The organism is Streptomyces sp. NPDC038200 (assembly GCF_055600785.1).
Map to the genome: position 1 here is coordinate 113310 of NZ_JBVJYH010000021.1, position 16275 is coordinate 129584.

The following is a 16275-nucleotide window of genomic DNA, read 5'->3' on the forward strand; positions in this document are numbered from 1 at the left end:
CCGGGGCCCCGCCGGTCTCTTGTGCCCGCGTCGGCGGGAACGGGCGGGCGCGCCACACCGTCGGGCCCGCCACACCGCCGGACGGGCCGGGCTGCGGCCCGTGTCCGCGGGGACGGGCGGGTTACGCCGTCAGGCGGGCCACCGCCGCCTGTACGCGTTCGTCCGTCGCCGTGACGGCCACCCGGACGTGGTTCCTGCCCGCCTCGCCGTAGAAGTCGCCCGGGGCCACCAGGATGCCCAGGGCGGCCAGCTGGGCGACCGTCTCCCAGCAGGACTCGTCCCGGGTGGCCCAGAGGTAGAGGCTCGCCTCGCTGTGCTCGATGCGGAAGCCCTTGGCGAGGAGGGCCGCCCGGAGGGCCTCGCGGCGGGCCGCGTAGCGCTCGCGCTGCTCCTGGACGTGGGCGTCGTCGCCGAGGGCGGCCACGACCGCGGCCTGCGTGGGCGCGGCGGTCATCAGGCCGCCGTGCTTGCGGATCTCCAGCAGCGGGCCCAGGACGGCCGGGTCGCCGGCGATGAAGGCCGCGCGGTAGCCCGCCAGGTTGGAGCGCTTGGAGAGGGAGTGGACGGCGACGATGCCGTCGTAGGAGCCGCCGTTGACGTCCGGGTGCAGGACCGAGACCGGGTCGGCCTCCCAGCCCAGCTCCAGGTAGCACTCGTCGGAGAACACCAGGACACCGTGGGCGCGGGCCCAGGCGACGATGTCCGCCAGCTCCTGCCGGGACAGCACCCTGCCCGTCGGGTTGGACGGGGAGTTCAGCCAGAGGAGCTTCAGGTTCGCCGGGTCCAGCTCGCGCGGGTCGTCGTAGACCTCGTACTCGGCGCGGGCGAGGCGGGCACCGACCTCGTAGGTGGGGTAGGCCAGGCGGGGGTAGGCGACCTTGTCGCCGGGGCCGAGACCGAGCTGGGTGGGCAGCCAGGCCACCAGTTCCTTGGAGCCGACCACGGGCAGGACATGGCGGTGGGTGACACCGCGGGCGCCCAGACGGCGCTCCAGCCACCCGGTGATCGCGTCGCGCAGCGCGGGGGTGCCCCAGACGGTCGGGTAGCCCGGCGAGTCGGCCGCGTCGATCAGGGCCTTCTGGATCAGCTCGGGGACCGGGTCGACCGGGGTGCCGACGGAGAGGTCGACGATGCCGTCCGGGTGGGCCGAGGCCGTTTCCTTGTACGGGGCCAGCTTGTCCCAGGGGAAGTCGGGAAGGCGGGCGGTGACAGCGGACACGGGAATCAGGCTCTCTTTCGTACGGTGCGGCAAACGCCTCGGTCCCGTACGGCGGTGATCGGGACGATCGGGCCGTACGGGACCGAGGCGGCGCGGGTGCCCCGGTTCGGGGTCGAGCCGGGAACCGGGGAGCGGGCCGCTTGGCGCTTAGACGGTCACTCGCCCTGCGGCGGCAGCGCGGCGACGAAGGGGTGGTCGCGCTCGATCAGCCCCAGCTTGCTGGCACCGCCGGGCGAGCCCAGCTCGTCGAAGAACTCGACGTTCGCCTTGTAGTAGTCCTTCCACTCCTCCGGGACGTCGTCCTCGTAGAAGATCGCCTCGACCGGGCAGACCGGCTCACAGGCACCACAGTCGACGCATTCGTCCGGGTGGATGTACAAGGACCGCTGGCCCTCGTAGATGCAGTCGACCGGGCACTCCTCGATGCACGCCTTGTCCTTGACGTCGACACAAGGCTGCGCGATGACGTAGGTCACGCTGTCGTTCCTCCTCGATAGGGCGCTGGCGGGCCTCCTCAGGCTCCGCCGCCTGGCGCGCGGGAGCGCGGCGTCGTCGATGCCCGCCCCTAGTATCTCCGTTCCGGAGCATGATCCGAACAGGAGGGGTGAACTGACCAGTGGAAATCTCGGCGACAGGACGCCTGGAAGTCCGAATCACCCCTGCTGACGTGGGGAAACGAGTCTCTGTACGGCGCATGGGCGAACCAGGCTCGGGACCGGAGAAGTTCACTGACACGGTGGGTGTTCTCACATCATGGGACGGTGGCGTGCTCATGATCACACAGCGGGACGGCAAAAGTGTCCGAATCGCGCAATCCACGCTGGTCGCGGGGAAGGTCGTGCCGGCCGCCCCGGCGCGTCGCAGGGGGCCGGCCGCCACGTACCCGGAACTCGCGCGCATCGCCGCGCGGGCGTGGCGGCCGGTGGAGAGCGAGCGGCTCGGCGAGTGGGAACTGCGGGCGGCGGCCGGAACGCCGCCGCGCGACGGGGACCCCGCCGGGCCCTCGGCACCTGGGGAGCGTCCGGCCGGCCGCCGGGTGGGCTTCACCCGGCGGGCCAACAGCGTGCTGCCGCTCGGCGATCCCGGTCTTCCGCTCGACGCGGCCCTGGACGCCGTACGACGCTGGTACGGCGAGCGTGGCCTGCCCGCCTACGTGCAGACCGCGACCGGCGCCGAGGGCACGCAGGAACTGCTGTGCGCGGAGCTGGAGCGGCGCGGCTGGGTGCGGGAGGTGACCGCCGAGCTGTGGACCGGTGCCCTGGCGCCGGTCGCGGACCGGGCCGGGGGCGCGGGTGTGGTCCTGTCCCGGACGGCGGACGAGGCCTGGCTCGCCCGGTACCAGCGCAAGGGGGTGAGCGAGGTGGCCCTGCGGGTGCTCGGGTCGGCCTCCTCCCGCCCGGAGGCGGCCCGGAGCGGGGCGGACCCGTCCGTGTGGTTCGCGTCCGTGCCCGGTGCCGGGGCCGGTGAGCCGCCTGCGGCGATCGGGCGGTGTGTCGTGGACGGGCGATGGGCCGGGTTCGCCGCCGTCGAGGTGGACCCCGGCCGGCGGCGGCAGGGGCTGGCCACCGAGGTGATGGCCGCGCTGGCCCGGCGCGCGCTGGACGAGGGCGCCTCGGCGGCCTGGCTCCAGGTGGAGGCGGACAACGAGGGCGGCCGGGCGCTCTACCGCGCGCTCGGTTTCACCCCGCACCACGCCTACCACCACTACCGGGCACCGGAGGAGCCGGAGACGCCCGCCGGCCCCGGACGGTCGTAGGAACCGCCGTGGAAGGGCATGAGCCTGCCATGCATCATCCGTATCTGCCGCCCCCGTACCCGCCCCCGCCGGAGCGCTCCGCCGAGCTGCGGCGCCGGTTCGCCGAGGAGGCCCGCTCCGAACGTCCGGACCTGTCCGCGCTGTGCCTGCTGATCGGCGCCGAGGCGGACGGCTCGCTGGACGAGACCGGCATCGACACCGCGCAGGCGGAGCTGGACCGGCTGGCGGGCGAACTGCCGTACCGGCCGGGCGGGCCGCGCGCCTGGGCGGAGGCCGTGCACCGGCTGCTCGGCGCCCGCCACGAGTTCCACGGCACGCCGGGCGACTACCAGCGGCTGGAGTCGTCCCTGCTGCACGAGGTGCTGCGGCGGCGGCGCGGGCTGCCCATCCTGCTGTCGGTGGTGTGGCTGGAGGTCGCGCGCCGGGCGGGGGCTCCGGTGTACGGGGTGGCGCTGCCCGGGCACTTCGTGGTCGGGTTCGGAGCGGCGGCGGAGCAGGTGCTGGCCGATCCGTTCGACGGCGGCCGGGTGCTGACCGGGACGGACACCGAGCTGCTGGTGGCGGGGGCCACGGGGGCTCCGCTGGACCCCTCGATGCTGGAGCCGGCGGCGCCGCTGGAAGTCGTCCAGCGGATCCTCAACAACATCCGCGCGTGGGCGGCGGCCCGGCCGGAGCGCTCGGACGTGGCGCTGCGGGCCGTGGACCTCGCGCTGCTCATCCCCTCGCACCCGGCGCGGCTGCGCTACGAGCGCGGGCAACTGCTGGTGCAGCGCGGAGAGTTCGTCGCCGGCTCCGAGGAGCTGGCGGCCTACGCCGACCTGATCGAGGTGGTCGACGAGTCGGCGGCCCTGAAGGTACGGCAGGAGGCACGCATCGCACGGGCCAAACTCAACTGAGCACGCCTCAGAGCCACCCCTTGTCCCGGGCCGTGCGGACCGCTTCCGCCCTGTTGCGGACCGCCAGCTTCTGGATGGCCGTCGACAGGTAGTTGCGGACCGTGCCCTGGGACAGGTGGAGGGTCCGGGCCAGCTCGGCGTTGGTGGAGCCGTCGGCCGCCGCTCGGAGCACCTCGCGTTCGCGTTCGGTGAGGGGGTTGGCGCCCTCGGCGAGCGCGGCGGCGGCCAGGGTGGGGTCGATGACCCGCTCGCCGGCCAGCACCTTGCGGATCGCCTCGGCGAGCTGGGCGGCCGGCGCGTCCTTGACGAGGAAGGCGTCGGCGCCCGCCTCCATGGCGCTGCGCAGGTAGCCGGGCCGGCCGAAGGTGGTGAGGACGACCAGCTTGACCCGCGGGAACTCCCGGTGCACCCGGGCGGCCGCCTCGATGCCGGTGCAGCCGGGCATCTCGATGTCGAGCAGCGCCACGTCCACGCCGTGCGCGCCGACGGCCGCGAGCACCTCGTCGCCGCGCGCGACCTGGGCGACGACCTCGATGTCGTCCTCCAGGCCGAGCAGCGCGGCCAGCGCCTCGCGGACCATCGACTGGTCCTCGGCCAGCAGGACCTTGATCGTGCTCGTCATGCCCCGGATCCTACGTCGGCCGCGGGGGCCGTGGGCACGCGGGCGACGAGCCGGAACCCGTGCTTGACCCGGCCCGCCTCCAGGCCGCCGCCGGCCTTCTCCAGCCGCTCGGTCAGGCCGGTCAGGCCGTTGCCGGGCCCCTTGCCGGAGCCGCCGGATCCGTTGTTCTCGACGGTGAGTTCGAGCACCGGCCCGTCGAGGGTCTGGCGGTGCAGCAGCTGGACGACGCAGCGGTCGGCGCCGCTGTGCCGGACCACGTTGGTGACCGCCTCGCGCAGCGCCCAGGCGAGCGCGGACTCGGCCTCCTCGGGGACGCCGGTGAGATCGGGTTCGGCGGGCACCTCGGCGGTGACGCCGGCGGCGCTGAGCGCGACCTCGGTGCCGGCGAGTTCGGCGGCGAGCCGGGGGCGCCGGTAGCCGGTGACGGCCTCCCGGACGTCGACCAGGGCCTGCCGGCTGACCTGTTCGATGTCGGCGACCTGCTGGGCCGCCTTGCCGGGGTGGTCGGGCAGCATCCGGCCGGCCAGCTCGCTCTTCAGCGTGATCAGCGACAGCGAGTGGCCGAGCAGGTCGTGCAGGTCCCGGGCGAGACGCAGCCGCTCCTCGTTGGCGGCCAGCTGGGCGACGGTGGCCCGCGCCTTGCGCAACTCGATGGTGGTCCTGACCAGTTGGCCCACGCCCGTCATCGCGAACCCGATGAGGAGGACCAGCACGACCAGGCCGCGCGCCTCGTTCTCGTCGGAGTGCAGGCCGATCAGGTACATCGCCACGGCGGAGGCCGGGATGGCCCAGTAGGCCGCCCGCAGCGGCAGGGTCGCCCCCCAGGCGACCGACAGGTAGACGAAGAGGCCCAGCCAGGCGCCGCCGAGGGTCCAGGCCAGCACGGGGGCGAGGACGCCGAGGATCCCGCCCAGCGTGAGCACGACCCGCGGGGAGAACGGCCGGCCGATGTTGCGGAAGACCAGCGTCAGGTAGACGCCCACGAAGACGGTCAGGCCGAGCGCGCCGGCCACGGTGGCGCCGGTGCCGTGGCCGCCGCCCACCAGGTCCTCGACCGGCGAGCTGAGGAAGATCAGCCAGACGCCGATCCACAGGGTCTTGACCAGCAGCTCGCGCCGGTTGCGGGGCGGCCAGCCCAGGGGGGTGCGCTTCGGCATCCCGGTCCGCCGGTCTTCCGTCGTCGTGCTCACGCCTTCAGCGTGTCCTTCCGGTACAGCCAGGCCGCGCCGCCCGCGAAGAGGACGAACGAGACGGCGAGGACGGCGATGTCCTGGGCGTGCGGTGCCTGGCTCTGCTCGATGGCCCGCCCCAGGGAAGCGTACGCATGGGTGGGCAGCCACTTGGCGATGTCCTGCAACCACTGCGGGAACGTGGTCGTCGGCATCCACAGGCCGCCCAGCATGGACAGGCCGAAGTAGGTGATCATGGTGATCGGGCGGACCGCGTCCCCGCTGGCGAGGTAGCCGAGGGCGACGCCGAGCGCGGCGAAGACCAGGCTGCCCGCCCAGATCGCGCCGGTGAGACCCAGCCACTGCCAGGCGTCGAGGCGTACGTCCTTCACCACCGCGGCGACCAGGAACACGATCACGATGGACGGCAGGCTGACCACGGCCGCGCCGGCGGTCTTGGCCAGGACGTAGCCGCGCCCGGGCAGGGTGGTCAGCCGCAACTGCCGTACCCAGCCGCTCTCGCGCTCCTTGGCGATGCGCTCGCTGTTGCCCATGAGCACGGCGGTCAGGGCGCCGAAGGAGGCCATGGAGACCATCATGTACGTCGGCAGGGTCAGGCCCGTGCCGTCGATCTCGGTGTGGGTGTCGGCGTTGCCCGCGATCAGCAGGAACAGCGCCGAGGGGTAGATCACCGAGAAGAACAGGAACTTGCGGTTGCGCAGGGCGCGGGTGAGTTCCAGTCTGATCAGGCTGTTCACGACTGCTTGGCCTCCTCGGCCTCCGTGATGGCGACGAAGGCCTGCTCCAGGCCGAGGCCGGCGACTTCGAGATTGCGGGGGTAGACGCCGAGGCCGTACAGGGCGTGGACGGTCGCGTCGGCGTCGGACGACTGGATGCGGACCGTCTGGCCCGACACGTCGACCGAGGTGAGGAAGGGCAGTCCGCGCAGGGCGCTCTCGTCGATCTCGCCCTCCAGGTCGAAGGCGATCCGCCGGGCGCCCGCCTTGGCCTTGATCTCGGCGGCGGTGCCGTCGGCGAGGAGCCGGCCGCGGTGCAGCACCAGGACCCGGTCGGCGATGGCGTCGGCCTCTTCCAGGTAGTGGGTGGCGAAGAGGACCGTACGGCCCTGGTCGGCCTGCTCGCGCATGGTGGCCCAGAAGGCCTGGCGGGCGGAGACGTCCATGCCGGTGGTCGGCTCGTCCAGGATGATCAGGTCGCTGTCGCCGGCGGTGGCGATCGCGAACCGGACCCGCTGGGCCTGGCCGCCGGAGAGCTTGTCGACCTTGCGGTCGGCGATCTGGGCGATGCCCGCGCGGGCCAGCACGTCGGCCACCGGGTACGGCCGCGGGTGCAGCGAGCAGGCCAGCCTCACCAGCTCGGCGACGGTGACCCCGTCCATCAGGCCGCCGCTCTGGAGCATGGCCCCCACCCGGCCGGCGACGATCGCCTCGCGCGGGCTGGTGCCGAACAGGCTCACCGTGCCGCCGTCGGCGTGCTTGAGCCCGAGGAGCAGGTCCAGAGTGGTGGACTTGCCGGCCCCGTTCGGGCCGAGGAGGGCGACGGTCTCGCCCGGGTACAGCCGGAGCGAGAGGCCGTCCACGGCCCGCACGCTCCCGTACGTCTTGGTCACCTGGTCGAACCCGACCACCGGGGTGGTGGCCGGTGCCGCTGTCGTCGTCATGCGTCCATGCTGGCCGAGCGGGCCCCGGGCCCGGCAGTGTCGGCGGTCCCGACCGCCGGATGACAGATGTCATGCCGATCGGGTGACGGACACGCCGCGGGGGCGCCCCCTGGCGAGGGCGCCCCCGGCACGGCCACGGCTGCGGCTAGCTGGGGTTGATGTCGATGACGCCGACCCGGTTGGTCTTGCTCATCAGGGCCGGGCGCAGGGCCGCGTAGACGTCCTGCGGGGTCACCGGGGTCTTCTTGCCGTTGCCGCGGGTGATGAGCACCCCGTCGAAGGTCTGGCCGTACAGCTGCTCCAGGGCGTTCAGGTCGGGCTTGTCGACCAGCTTGCCGTCGACGGCCGTGACCTTGAGGAACTTCCTCAGCGAGTTCTGCGGGCTCAGCGGGATCGAGTGGGCCGGGTCCGTCTGCACGGTCACCCTGTCCGACATCGCGGGCTTCGCGAAGTCCTTCATCATCCGGTCGACCTCGGCGTTCGAGACCGTCGGCTGCTTGGTGGTGGTCGGCACGGTGACCGGGTTCGGGCTGCCCGTCTCCACCAGCGTGCGGTAGGCCTGTTCGACGGCGTGGGTGGACTGGGCGGCGTCGATGGCCTTGCCCGCCTTGCCGTAGACGGCCACCGCCTTGCCGGAACTGAAGTCGATGGTTCCGTCGGTGACCGAGCCGGAGCCGCCGCCGGCCTGCTGGAGGGCGGCCTGCAGCTTCTCCTCGTCCACCGGCATGACCGGCTCCACCACGCGCTTCTGCCCGAAGAGCGAGCCGACCACGTGGACCGGGTTGTAGTCGCTCTTCGCGGCCTCGCTCACCGTGGCCTGGTAGTCGAACTGGAGACCGGCGTTCTCCGGCGTGAGGGCGACCGTCTTGCCGCCCACCGCCAGCTTCAGGGGCTTGTTCACCCGGCTGCCGAAGGCGTCGTCCAGCTTCTTGACGGCGTCGTCGCGGGTGCCGCCGCCGATGTCGACGCCGAGCACGGTGGTGCCCTTGGGCACGTCGGTGTGGTTCATCAGCAGCCCGGCGCCGTAGGCACCGCCCGCGACGACGACCACGCCGACGGCGAGCAGCATCAGCTTGCTGCGGCCCTTCTTCTTCGGCTTGGCCGCCGCCTTGGGCGCGGGGGCCGGCTGGGGCTTGGGGGCCGCGGGCGCTGTCGCCGGGCCGTCGCCGTGGGCGCCGAACGGGGACTTGCCGGCGCCCGGGACGACCGGGATACCGCTGGTGACGGTGTGTCCGGAGACGTTGTCGGCGGCCGGGGAGCGGTAGCCGGGCGTGCCCGGTTCCGGGGCCGGCTTCTGCGGGGTGAGGATCGCGGTGTCGTCGCTGAGGCCGCCGCCGGGGCCCGCTCCGGGCCGGCCGGGGCCGCCGAGGCCGGTGGGCCCGTCGAGGTCGGCGAGGGCGCTGCGGGCCGGGGGCGTGCTCCGGCCGCCGAGGCCGGTGCCCGCGGGGCCGTCGAAGGGTTCGCCCGGCTCCAGGCCCCGGCCGCCGGCGGAGGCCGGCGGGACGAGGGTGCCGTCGCCGGTGACGGGGCCGACGGTGGGGCCGGCCGGGCCCTGCGGGCCGCCCGGGCCGCCGGGTCCGCCGGGTCCGTTGAAACCGCTGGCGCCGCCGGGGCCGCCGTGGGCACCGCCCGTGGCACCGCCGTAACCGTCGCGTCCGTCGATGCCCGCCGCACCGGCGCCGAAGCCGTCCCGGCCGCCGTTGCCGGGGACGTTCGGCGCGACGTTCTCCGAGGTGTTCTCCGAGAAGTACGGCAGGTCGTCCCGGCGGGGCTCACCGGGTGCGCCGGAGCCGGGGCGGGAGCCGCCGCCCAGGGGGCCCGCGGTCAGCGCCTCGGTCACGTCGAAGGAGCCGGTGCCGCCGCCGTGTCCCGGGGCGACGGGGCCGCCGGTGGCGCCGGGCAGGCCCTTGCCGGTCGTGCCGCCGGGGCGGGAGCCGCCCGGCACGCTCATGGAGCCGACGACACCGCCGGGACGGCCGCCGCCGGGGCGCGCACCGGGGGTACCGGTCGCGCCGGACGCACCCGGACCACCCGCACGGGGGGCGGCCGCGCCGGAACCCCCGGGGATCCCGGCCCCGTTCGTGCCGCCGCCGCCCGGACCGCCCTTGGGGGCGCCGGACTTGCGGGGCGCGAACCAGTCGCTGGGCTTCTCCTCCGTCTGGGCCGCGGGCTCGGCCGGGGCCTCCGCGGGTCCGGCGGGTGTCCGGTCGGCCGTGGGCCGCGGCTCGGCGGCGGGCGCCTCGTCCGCGGCGCCCTCGCCCTCGCCGACGGGCGTGCGCACGACGACCGGCGGGATCGGCCGGGATCCGGGGATGTTGATCCGGATCCGGGTCGTCAGCGTGGTCTCGGTCTTCTTCTCGTCCGGTCGCGTGCCCGGACGGCCCGCGTCGGCACTGTCGTCGGAAGCCATGGGGGTCCCGTACGGCGGTGTGCCGGAGGGGTACGCGGTTCCGCCGCGCCCGTTGGGCCCGGTGGACGGAGTGTCAGTTTCACGACTCAAGGCAGGTTCTCCCAGTTGGCTCCACCGCCCGTTACGACCTGGGGGCGACTCGGCGGCGCGCACCACCATACTGGCCACATCTGGCGCGTATCCCGTGACCGCTGAGGAAACCCACACCGGACTCGCACGTGCGCCGCACGGCGAAGTGGTACGTCACTTGCCAAGTCGGGCGGGGGCCCCGCCGGGTTGCCGTCCCGCGCCAACGGTGGCGCAGATCACAGCCAGGGCCATGCCGCCGAGCAGGAAGAGATAGGAAGCGCCGCCCGCGCCGAACAGGAAATCGCCTTCCGGCCGCGTGGTGGTGAGCAGGATGACGGCCACGATCCAGCCCGCGGCCGGCGCGACCGCGCCGCTGCGGCTCGCGGTGGCGTACGACCCGCCGCGGAAGAGCCCGGCGGCGCCCGCGAGGGCGAGCAGCAGCCCGCCCGGGAACCAGGCGGCCTGCACCAGGGTTCCGGCGAGGCCCACGACCGCACCGAGCAGGAACAGGCCGACATGGGCGGCGGCCCGTCCCGCGGAGGGCGGGCGCAGCGGCTGGGCGAGCAGCGAACCCGGTCCGCCGTTGCTCATGACGCCCCCTCGACGCCGGCGAACAGGTCGGTCTCCCCGCGCTGTCCCGTGCCGCGCACCAGTTCGTAGTACTCGGTGGTGAACAGCGGCTGGGCGAGTTCGTTGGAGAGCGCGAAGTACGGCTCGGCCACCTCGATCTGGGTGGCGTGGGCACGCATCGCGGCGGCCTTGGCGGCGGCGTACGCGGTGCCGTCGATCGTGGTGGTGATCCGCTCGTCGTCGACGACGCCCGGTACGTCGTCCACGGCGGCGCTCTTGCCGAACGGCAGTGCGGTCAGCTCGTCCTGGAGGCGGGCGAAGGCGGCTTCGGCGACGGAGCGCGGGACGCGGTTCCAGTACACCTTGGCGATCCGGTGACCCTGTTCGGCGGCGAGTTCGACCGCGCGCATGGCGACGCGGTGGGCCTGGACGTGGTCCGGATGGCCGTAGCCGCCGTTGTCGTCGTACGTCACGAGGACCTGCGGCCGGACCTCCAGGATCACCTCGGCGAGCAGGCCGGCGGCGGCGTCGACGTCGGCCTGCCAGAAGCAGCCGGGGTCGTCGTTGTCGGCCAGGCCCGTCATCCCGGAGTCGCCGTACCGCCCGGCGCCGCCGAGCAGCCGGCCGTCCGTGACCCCGAGCGCGGCCAGGGCCGCGCCCAGCTCGCCGCGCCGGTGCGCACCGAGCGCGGGGCCCGTCAGGTGCCTCAGCTCCGGCGGAATGACCTCGCCCCGCTCCCCCAGGGTGCAGGTGACCAGGGTCACGTGGGCACCCTCGGCCGCGTACCTGGCCATGGTGGCGCCGTTGTTGATCGACTCGTCGTCCGGGTGCGCGTGCACCAGGAGCAGACGCCGGGCAGGGAGTTCCGTCATGGGGTCAGCCTATGAGGCGGCCGGGCGGTTCGCCGAACCCCGGCCGGACGCCGGTCCCGGGGGCGCGAAGATCGCGAAGAAGGGGATGCCGGGCAGCGGGTGGTCGCGCATGCCCGCCCGCTCGGGTGAGGGGGGCCGCAGAGGGACGGCGCAGTGACGGCCCCCTGGGTCCCGGAGCCGTCCGGCCGCGCCCCGCTCGGCCACCCGCCGCCCTCCGGCCCTCTTGTTCCAGGACCGGTACCGCTCACGCACGCGGGCAGCCGGAAGCAGCGTTGCGCCTACCGGTCGACTCCGGGACCAGGACGCCGGCCGACCAGGGGCCGTCGCCCACGCGGCCGTCAGAACTTGATGCTGCCGATCATGCTGGCGACGTTGGTCGTCAGCTCGCTGATCGTGGGAGCGACGGTCGAGGAGGCGAGATAGAAGCCGAGGAGGATGCAGACGACCGCATGGCCGCCCTTCAACCCTGACTTCTTGACCAGCAGGAAGACGATGATCGCCAGCAGCACCACCGCCGAAATCGAGAGTGCCACGGCGGCTCACCTCCAAAGATCCCAGGGACGCGGGTTCTGATCAGTTGAGCAAATCCATGCAGGAGCCAGCAGGTTCATACCCACTCTGCGGTAGTGATCATAACTATCCGTACTCGCGCATCGGTCGGCGCACAGCCGCACAAGGGGGCGCATGGCCAATATGGTCGGGGTATGACGACCGAGGCTGACTCCTTCCCCCGTCGGCACGCCCGGACCCAGCGGTTCACGCTCGGCGCGCCGCGTGCGTTCACCGTGGCGCCCGACGGCTCGCGTGTCGCGTTCCTGCGTTCCGGCTCCGGCACCGACCGGGCCAACTCCCTGTGGGTACTCGATCTTCCGGACGGCACGGAACGGCTCGCGGCCGATCCGCGCGTGCTCCTGCAAGGCGCCTCCGAAGAGCTCTCGGCCGAGGAGCGGGCGCGCCGCGAGCGCAGCCGCGAGGGCGGTGCCGGCATCGTCGGCCATGCCACCGACAGCGCCGTGGAGTTGGCGGCTTTCGCCTTGTCAGGGCGGCTTTTCACGGCGGAGCTGCGGGCCGGTACGGCGCGCGAACTCCCCGTCCCCGGGCCGGTGGTCGACCCGCGTCCGTCCCCCGACGGACGGCACGTCGCGTACGTCGCCGGGCGCGCGCTGCGGGTGGTGGGTGCCGAGGGGGACGGCGACAGGGCGCTGGCCGAGCCGGAGTCGGCGGAGATCACCTACGGTCTCGCGGAGTTCATCGCGGCCGAGGAGATGGGGCGTTCGCGGGGCTTCTGGTGGGCTCCGCGGTCGGACCGGCTGCTCGTGGCGCGCGTGGACGACACGCCGGTGCAGCGGTGGTGGATCGCGGATCCGGCCCACCCGGAGCGTGAGCCAAGTAACGTCGGGTACCCCGCCGCGGGCACACCGAACGCGGACGTACGACTCTTCGTCATCGGCCTCGACGGGGAGCGCACGGAGGTCGCATGGGACCGTGCCCGCTACCCGTATCTGGCGCGTGTGCACTGGTCAGAGGCGGGTGCGCCGCTGATTCTGGTGCAGGCGCGGGATCAGCGCAGCCAGCTGTTCCTGGCGGTGGACCCGGACACGGGGGCCACGCGGATGGTCCACGCCGATGAAGATCCAAGTTGGCTGGAACTGTTCGCCGGTGTGCCCTGCTGGAGCCCCTCCGGGCAGCTTGTCCGGGTCGCGGACGAGGGGGGCGCACGGGTTCTGACGGTCGGCGAACGGGCCCTGACCAGCGGTCAGTTGCACATTCGTGCGGTCCTGGACGTGGGAGCGGACGACGTACTGGTTTCCGCCTCCGCGGGGCCGGAGGTCGAGGCGCCGGAAATTGGCGAAGTCCATGTGTACCGGGTGAACGAACTCGGCATGGAACGGCTGTCCCAGGACCCCGGCGTGCACACGGCGGTGCGCTCCGGGAACGTGACCGTGCTCGCCTCCGCGGCGCTGGACCGGCCGGGCGCCCGGGTCCAGGTGCTGTGTGACGGAAAACCGGCGGCCACTGTCCGCTCGTACGCCGAAGATCCTGGTTTGTCCCCACGCGTGACCCTCACTCAGGGGGGCGCACGCAAAATTCCGTGCGCCGTGCTTATGCCGCGGGACTACCCCGGTGACACTCCCCTGCCGGTTCTCCTGGACCCCTACGGCGGTCCGCACGGCCAGCGGGTGGTCGCCGCGCACAACGCCCACCTCACCTCCCAGTGGTTCGCCGACCAGGGCTTCGCCGTCGTCGTCGCCGACGGCCGGGGCACCCCGGGCCACTCGCCGGCCTGGGAGAAGGCGATCCGGGACGACGTGGCGGCCGTGGTGCTCCAGGACCAGGTCGACGCGCTGCACGCGCTCGCCGAGCGGTACCCGCTGGACCTGGACCGGGTGGCGATCCGGGGCTGGTCCTTCGGCGGCTATCTGGCGGCACTCGCGGTGCTGCGCCGCCCGGACGTCTTCCACGCGGCGGTGGTCGGCGCGCCCGTGACCGACCTGCGGCTGTACGACACCCACTACCAGGAGCGCTACCTCGGCGACCCGCGCGAGCAGCCGGAGAGCTACCGCCGCAACTCGGTGATCGACGACGCGGGTCTGGTCGACGCGGCCGAGCCGCACCGCCCGATGATGGTCATCCACGGGCTGGCGGACGACAACGTGGTCGTCGCCCACTCCCTGCGGCTGTCCTCCGCCCTGCTGGCCGCCGGCCGCCCGCACGAGGTCCTGCCCCTGTCCGGGGTGACCCACATGACCCCGCAGGAGACGGTCGCCGAGAACCTGCTCCGGTTGCAGCTGGACTTCCTCCGGCGCTCCCTCCCCCAGCCGGACGGGCGCCCGTGAACTGCGTTAACGCACAGGCAACTTCACGGAAGCGATACCGATATACGGACACGGGAGGCTGATCAGCGTACGGCCGTGCGGGTGCCGTGAACGGGCCGGGGTGCGCCATGTCACCCCGGCCCGTTGCCGTTCCCCCGGGTCGCCTCCGGCGGCACCGCCCCCGGCGCCGAACGCCCGGCCGGCAGCGCCTCCTCCGCGAAGTGGCACGCGGAGGCGTGAGCCGCGGGGCCGGAGGCGTCCCGGAAGACCGCGGGGACCGCCAGGACCGGGACCTCCTCGGCGCAGCGCCGCTGCGCCTTCCAGCAGCGGGTGCGGAAGCGGCAGCCCGAGGGGATGTTGGTCGGCGAGGGCACGTCACCGGTGAGGATGATCCGCTCGCGGCGCTCCCGGGCCGCGGGGTCGGGCACGGGCACGGCGGAGAGCAGGGCCTGGGTGTAGGGGTGGGTCGGGTGGTCGTAGATCTCGGCGTCCCGCCCGATCTCCACGATCCGCCCCAGGTACATGACCCCGACCCGGTCCGAGATGTGCCGCACGATCGACAGGTCGTGCGCGATGAACACGTACGACAGGTCGAACTCCGACTGGAGCCGGTCCAGCAGGTTGATGACCTGCGCCTGGACCGAGACGTCGAGCGCGGACACCGGTTCGTCGGCGACGATGACCTCGGGGCGCAGCGCGAGGCCCCGGGCGATGCCGATGCGCTGGCGCTGGCCGCCGGAGAACTGGTGGGGATAGCGGTTGACGTACTCCGGGTCGAGTCCGACCACGTCCAGCAGCTCCCGCACCCTGCGGCGCCGGTCGCCCTTCGGGGCCGCCTCGGGGTGGATCTCGTACGGCTCCCCCACGATGTCGCCGACCGTCATCCGGGGGTTGAGGGAGGTGTACGGATCCTGGAAGACCATCTGGATGTTGCGGCGCACGGCTTTCAGAGCGCGGCCCGACAGCCGGGTGATGTCCTCGCCCTTGAACCGGATGGACCCCGCCGTAGGCCGCTCCAGACTGCAGAGCAGCTTCGCCACCGTCGACTTGCCGCAGCCCGACTCCCCCACGATGCCGAGGGTCTCGCCGCGGCCGAGCGTGAAGTCGACGCCGTCGACCGCCTTCACCGCGCCGACCTGCTTCTTGAAGAGGACGCCCCGCGTCAGCGGATAGTGCTTGACGAGGCCGTCGGCCTCCAGGATCGGCTCACCGGTCGACGCCATGCAGGCACTCCCTCCAGAAGTGGCAGGCGCTGCCCCGGCCGTCGGACACCTCGTACAGCGGGGGTTCGTCGGTGCGGCACACGTCCTGGGCCAGCGGGCAGCGGGGGTGGAAGGAGCAGCCCGGCGGGATGTGCACGAGGTTCGGCGGGAGGCCCTTGATGGCGGACAGCTGCCGTCCCTTCAGGTCCAGGCGGGGCACGGAGTCCAGCAGCCCGCGGGTGTAGGGATGGGCCGGCGCCCGGTAGATGTCGTGCACCGGCGCGGACTCGACGATCCTGCCCGCGTACATCACCACGATCCGGTCGGCGACGTCCGCGACGACACCCAGGTCGTGGGTGATCAGGATCAGGCCCATGCGGTACTCGCGCTGCAAGTCCGCGAGCAGGTCCATGACCTGGGCCTGGACGGTGACGTCCAGGGCGGTGGTCGGCTCGTCGGCGATGACGAGCGCCGGCTCCAGGGCCAGCGCCATGGCGATCATGATGCGCTGGCGCATGCCGCCGGAGAACTGGTGGGGGTGGTCCCGCACGCGCTGGGCCGCCGCCGGGATGCGCACCCGGTCCATCAGCTCCACGGCCCTGGCCCGCGCGGCCTTCCTCGACATCCCCCGGTGGACGACGAACATCTCCCCCAGTTGGTCCCCCACGGTCATGACGGGGTTGAGGGCCGACAGCGCGTCCTGGAAGATCATCGCCATCCCGGTGCCCCGGATCCTGCGGCGCTCCTCCTCCTTCAGCTTCAGCAGGTCCTGCCCCCGGAACAGGATCCGCCCGCCGGTGATCCGGCCCGGCGGCGTGTCCAGGATGCCCATGACGGCCTGCGCGGTGACGGACTTCCCCGACCCGGACTCGCCGAGCACGGCCAGCGTCTCCCCCGCGTCGACGTGGTAGCTGACCCCGTTGACGGCGTTCGCGACCCCGTCCCGGGTCCGGAATTCCACCCGCAGATCCCGCACGTCGAGCAGCACCGCCG

General features: G+C 73.3%; 16 protein-coding genes. 4 read left to right on the forward strand and 12 right to left on the reverse strand.

What is annotated here, in order from left to right; all coding sequences use genetic code 11:
• Positions 1-121: 121 nt before the first annotated feature.
• Together ACZ7KF_RS33310 and fdxA are read right to left on the reverse strand one after the other, a co-directional pair.
• Entirely contained in the window at positions 122-1219 is a 1098-nt protein-coding gene (locus ACZ7KF_RS33310; RefSeq protein ID WP_471083520.1) for a bifunctional succinyldiaminopimelate transaminase/glutamate-prephenate aminotransferase, read from the reverse strand.
• 155 nt (positions 1220-1374) lie between these two features.
• Positions 1375-1695 (reverse strand): ferredoxin, encoded by a 321-nt coding sequence (gene fdxA, locus ACZ7KF_RS33315; protein WP_014674796.1) that lies wholly within the window; start codon positions 1693-1695, stop codon positions 1375-1377.
• A 140-nt stretch (positions 1696-1835) separates the two neighbouring features.
• Between fdxA and ACZ7KF_RS33320 the strand changes: the two genes are divergently transcribed.
• Positions 1836-2975 carry a GNAT family N-acetyltransferase gene (locus ACZ7KF_RS33320; protein WP_471083523.1) on the forward strand — a complete coding sequence of 380 codons (1140 nt, stop codon included), beginning with the start codon at positions 1836-1838 and terminating at the stop codon, positions 2973-2975.
• Positions 2976-2983: 8 nt separating this feature from the next.
• Positions 2984-3871 (forward strand): transglutaminase family protein, encoded by an 888-nt coding sequence (locus ACZ7KF_RS33325; protein ID WP_471083526.1) that lies wholly within the window; start codon positions 2984-2986, stop codon positions 3869-3871.
• A 7-nt stretch (positions 3872-3878) separates the two neighbouring features.
• On the opposite strand, the gene ACZ7KF_RS33330 is transcribed toward ACZ7KF_RS33325, so the two are convergent.
• The 7 genes from ACZ7KF_RS33330 to mshB form a co-directional block, all read right to left on the reverse strand.
• Positions 3879-4493, reverse strand: coding sequence for a response regulator (locus ACZ7KF_RS33330; RefSeq protein ID WP_471083529.1), 615 nt, complete (start codon positions 4491-4493; stop codon positions 3879-3881).
• Positions 4490-5683 carry a sensor histidine kinase gene (locus tag ACZ7KF_RS33335; RefSeq protein ID WP_471083532.1) on the reverse strand — a complete coding sequence of 398 codons (1194 nt, stop codon included), beginning with the start codon at positions 5681-5683 and terminating at the stop codon, positions 4490-4492. Before ACZ7KF_RS33335 ends, ACZ7KF_RS33330 begins: the two co-directional genes overlap by 4 nt.
• Positions 5680-6420, reverse strand: a complete 741-nt coding sequence (locus tag ACZ7KF_RS33340; protein WP_471083535.1) for an ABC transporter permease — start codon at positions 6418-6420, stop codon at positions 5680-5682. Before ACZ7KF_RS33340 ends, ACZ7KF_RS33335 begins: the two co-directional genes overlap by 4 nt.
• Positions 6417-7343 carry an ABC transporter ATP-binding protein gene (locus tag ACZ7KF_RS33345; RefSeq protein WP_471083538.1) on the reverse strand — a complete coding sequence of 309 codons (927 nt, stop codon included), beginning with the start codon at positions 7341-7343 and terminating at the stop codon, positions 6417-6419. Before ACZ7KF_RS33345 ends, ACZ7KF_RS33340 begins: the two co-directional genes overlap by 4 nt.
• Positions 7344-7488: 145 nt before the next feature.
• The gene (locus ACZ7KF_RS33350; protein WP_471083541.1) at positions 7489-9843 is read right to left on the reverse strand and encodes a hypothetical protein; all 2355 of its coding nucleotides are present in this window, start codon (positions 9841-9843) and stop codon (positions 7489-7491) included.
• Positions 9844-9996: 153 nt separating this feature from the next.
• Positions 9997-10413, reverse strand: coding sequence for a DUF6113 family protein (locus ACZ7KF_RS33355; protein ID WP_471083544.1), 417 nt, complete (start codon positions 10411-10413; stop codon positions 9997-9999).
• The gene (gene mshB / locus ACZ7KF_RS33360) at positions 10410-11264 is read right to left on the reverse strand and encodes an N-acetyl-1-D-myo-inositol-2-amino-2-deoxy-alpha-D-glucopyranoside deacetylase (RefSeq protein ID WP_471083547.1); all 855 of its coding nucleotides are present in this window, start codon (positions 11262-11264) and stop codon (positions 10410-10412) included. Before mshB ends, ACZ7KF_RS33355 begins: the two co-directional genes overlap by 4 nt.
• Here mshB and ACZ7KF_RS33365 point away from each other — a divergent pair.
• Positions 11263-11421, forward strand: coding sequence for a hypothetical protein (locus ACZ7KF_RS33365; RefSeq protein ID WP_471083550.1), 159 nt, complete (start codon positions 11263-11265; stop codon positions 11419-11421). The genes mshB and ACZ7KF_RS33365 overlap by 2 nt on opposite strands.
• Positions 11422-11602: 181 nt before the next feature.
• On the opposite strand, the gene ACZ7KF_RS33370 is transcribed toward ACZ7KF_RS33365, so the two are convergent.
• Positions 11603-11797 (reverse strand): hypothetical protein, encoded by a 195-nt coding sequence (locus tag ACZ7KF_RS33370; protein WP_132853188.1) that lies wholly within the window; start codon positions 11795-11797, stop codon positions 11603-11605.
• A 171-nt stretch (positions 11798-11968) separates the two neighbouring features.
• On the opposite strand from ACZ7KF_RS33370, the gene ACZ7KF_RS33375 reads away from it, so the two are divergent.
• Positions 11969-14101 carry a S9 family peptidase gene (locus ACZ7KF_RS33375; RefSeq protein WP_471083553.1) on the forward strand — a complete coding sequence of 711 codons (2133 nt, stop codon included), beginning with the start codon at positions 11969-11971 and terminating at the stop codon, positions 14099-14101.
• Between the two features lie 110 nt (positions 14102-14211).
• On the opposite strand, the gene ACZ7KF_RS33380 is transcribed toward ACZ7KF_RS33375, so the two are convergent.
• Positions 14212-15303 (reverse strand): ABC transporter ATP-binding protein, encoded by a 1092-nt coding sequence (locus tag ACZ7KF_RS33380; protein ID WP_471083556.1) that lies wholly within the window; start codon positions 15301-15303, stop codon positions 14212-14214.
• Positions 15287-16270, reverse strand: coding sequence for an ABC transporter ATP-binding protein (locus tag ACZ7KF_RS33385; RefSeq protein WP_471083559.1), 984 nt, complete (start codon positions 16268-16270; stop codon positions 15287-15289). Before ACZ7KF_RS33385 ends, ACZ7KF_RS33380 begins: the two co-directional genes overlap by 17 nt.
• Between the last annotated feature and the right edge of the window lie 5 nt (positions 16271-16275).

Excerpts from the sequence above, each read along its gene's own strand:
- ACZ7KF_RS33330 (WP_471083529.1), bottom strand. The coding sequence starts at position 4,493 with ATGACGAGCACGATCAAGGTCCTGCTGGCCGAGGACCAGTCGATGGTC.
- ACZ7KF_RS33345 (WP_471083538.1), bottom strand. The coding sequence starts at position 7,343 with ATGACGACGACAGCGGCACCGGCCACCACCCCGGTGGTCGGGTTCGAC.
- ACZ7KF_RS33355 (WP_471083544.1), bottom strand. The coding sequence starts at position 10,413 with ATGAGCAACGGCGGACCGGGTTCGCTGCTCGCCCAGCCGCTGCGCCCG.
- ACZ7KF_RS33365 (WP_471083550.1), top strand. The coding sequence starts at position 11,263 with ATGGGGTCAGCCTATGAGGCGGCCGGGCGGTTCGCCGAACCCCGGCCG.
- mshB (WP_471083547.1), bottom strand. The coding sequence starts at position 11,264 with ATGACGGAACTCCCTGCCCGGCGTCTGCTCCTGGTGCACGCGCACCCG.
- ACZ7KF_RS33375 (WP_471083553.1), top strand. The coding sequence starts at position 11,969 with ATGACGACCGAGGCTGACTCCTTCCCCCGTCGGCACGCCCGGACCCAG.
- ACZ7KF_RS33380 (WP_471083556.1), bottom strand. The coding sequence starts at position 15,303 with ATGGCGTCGACCGGTGAGCCGATCCTGGAGGCCGACGGCCTCGTCAAG.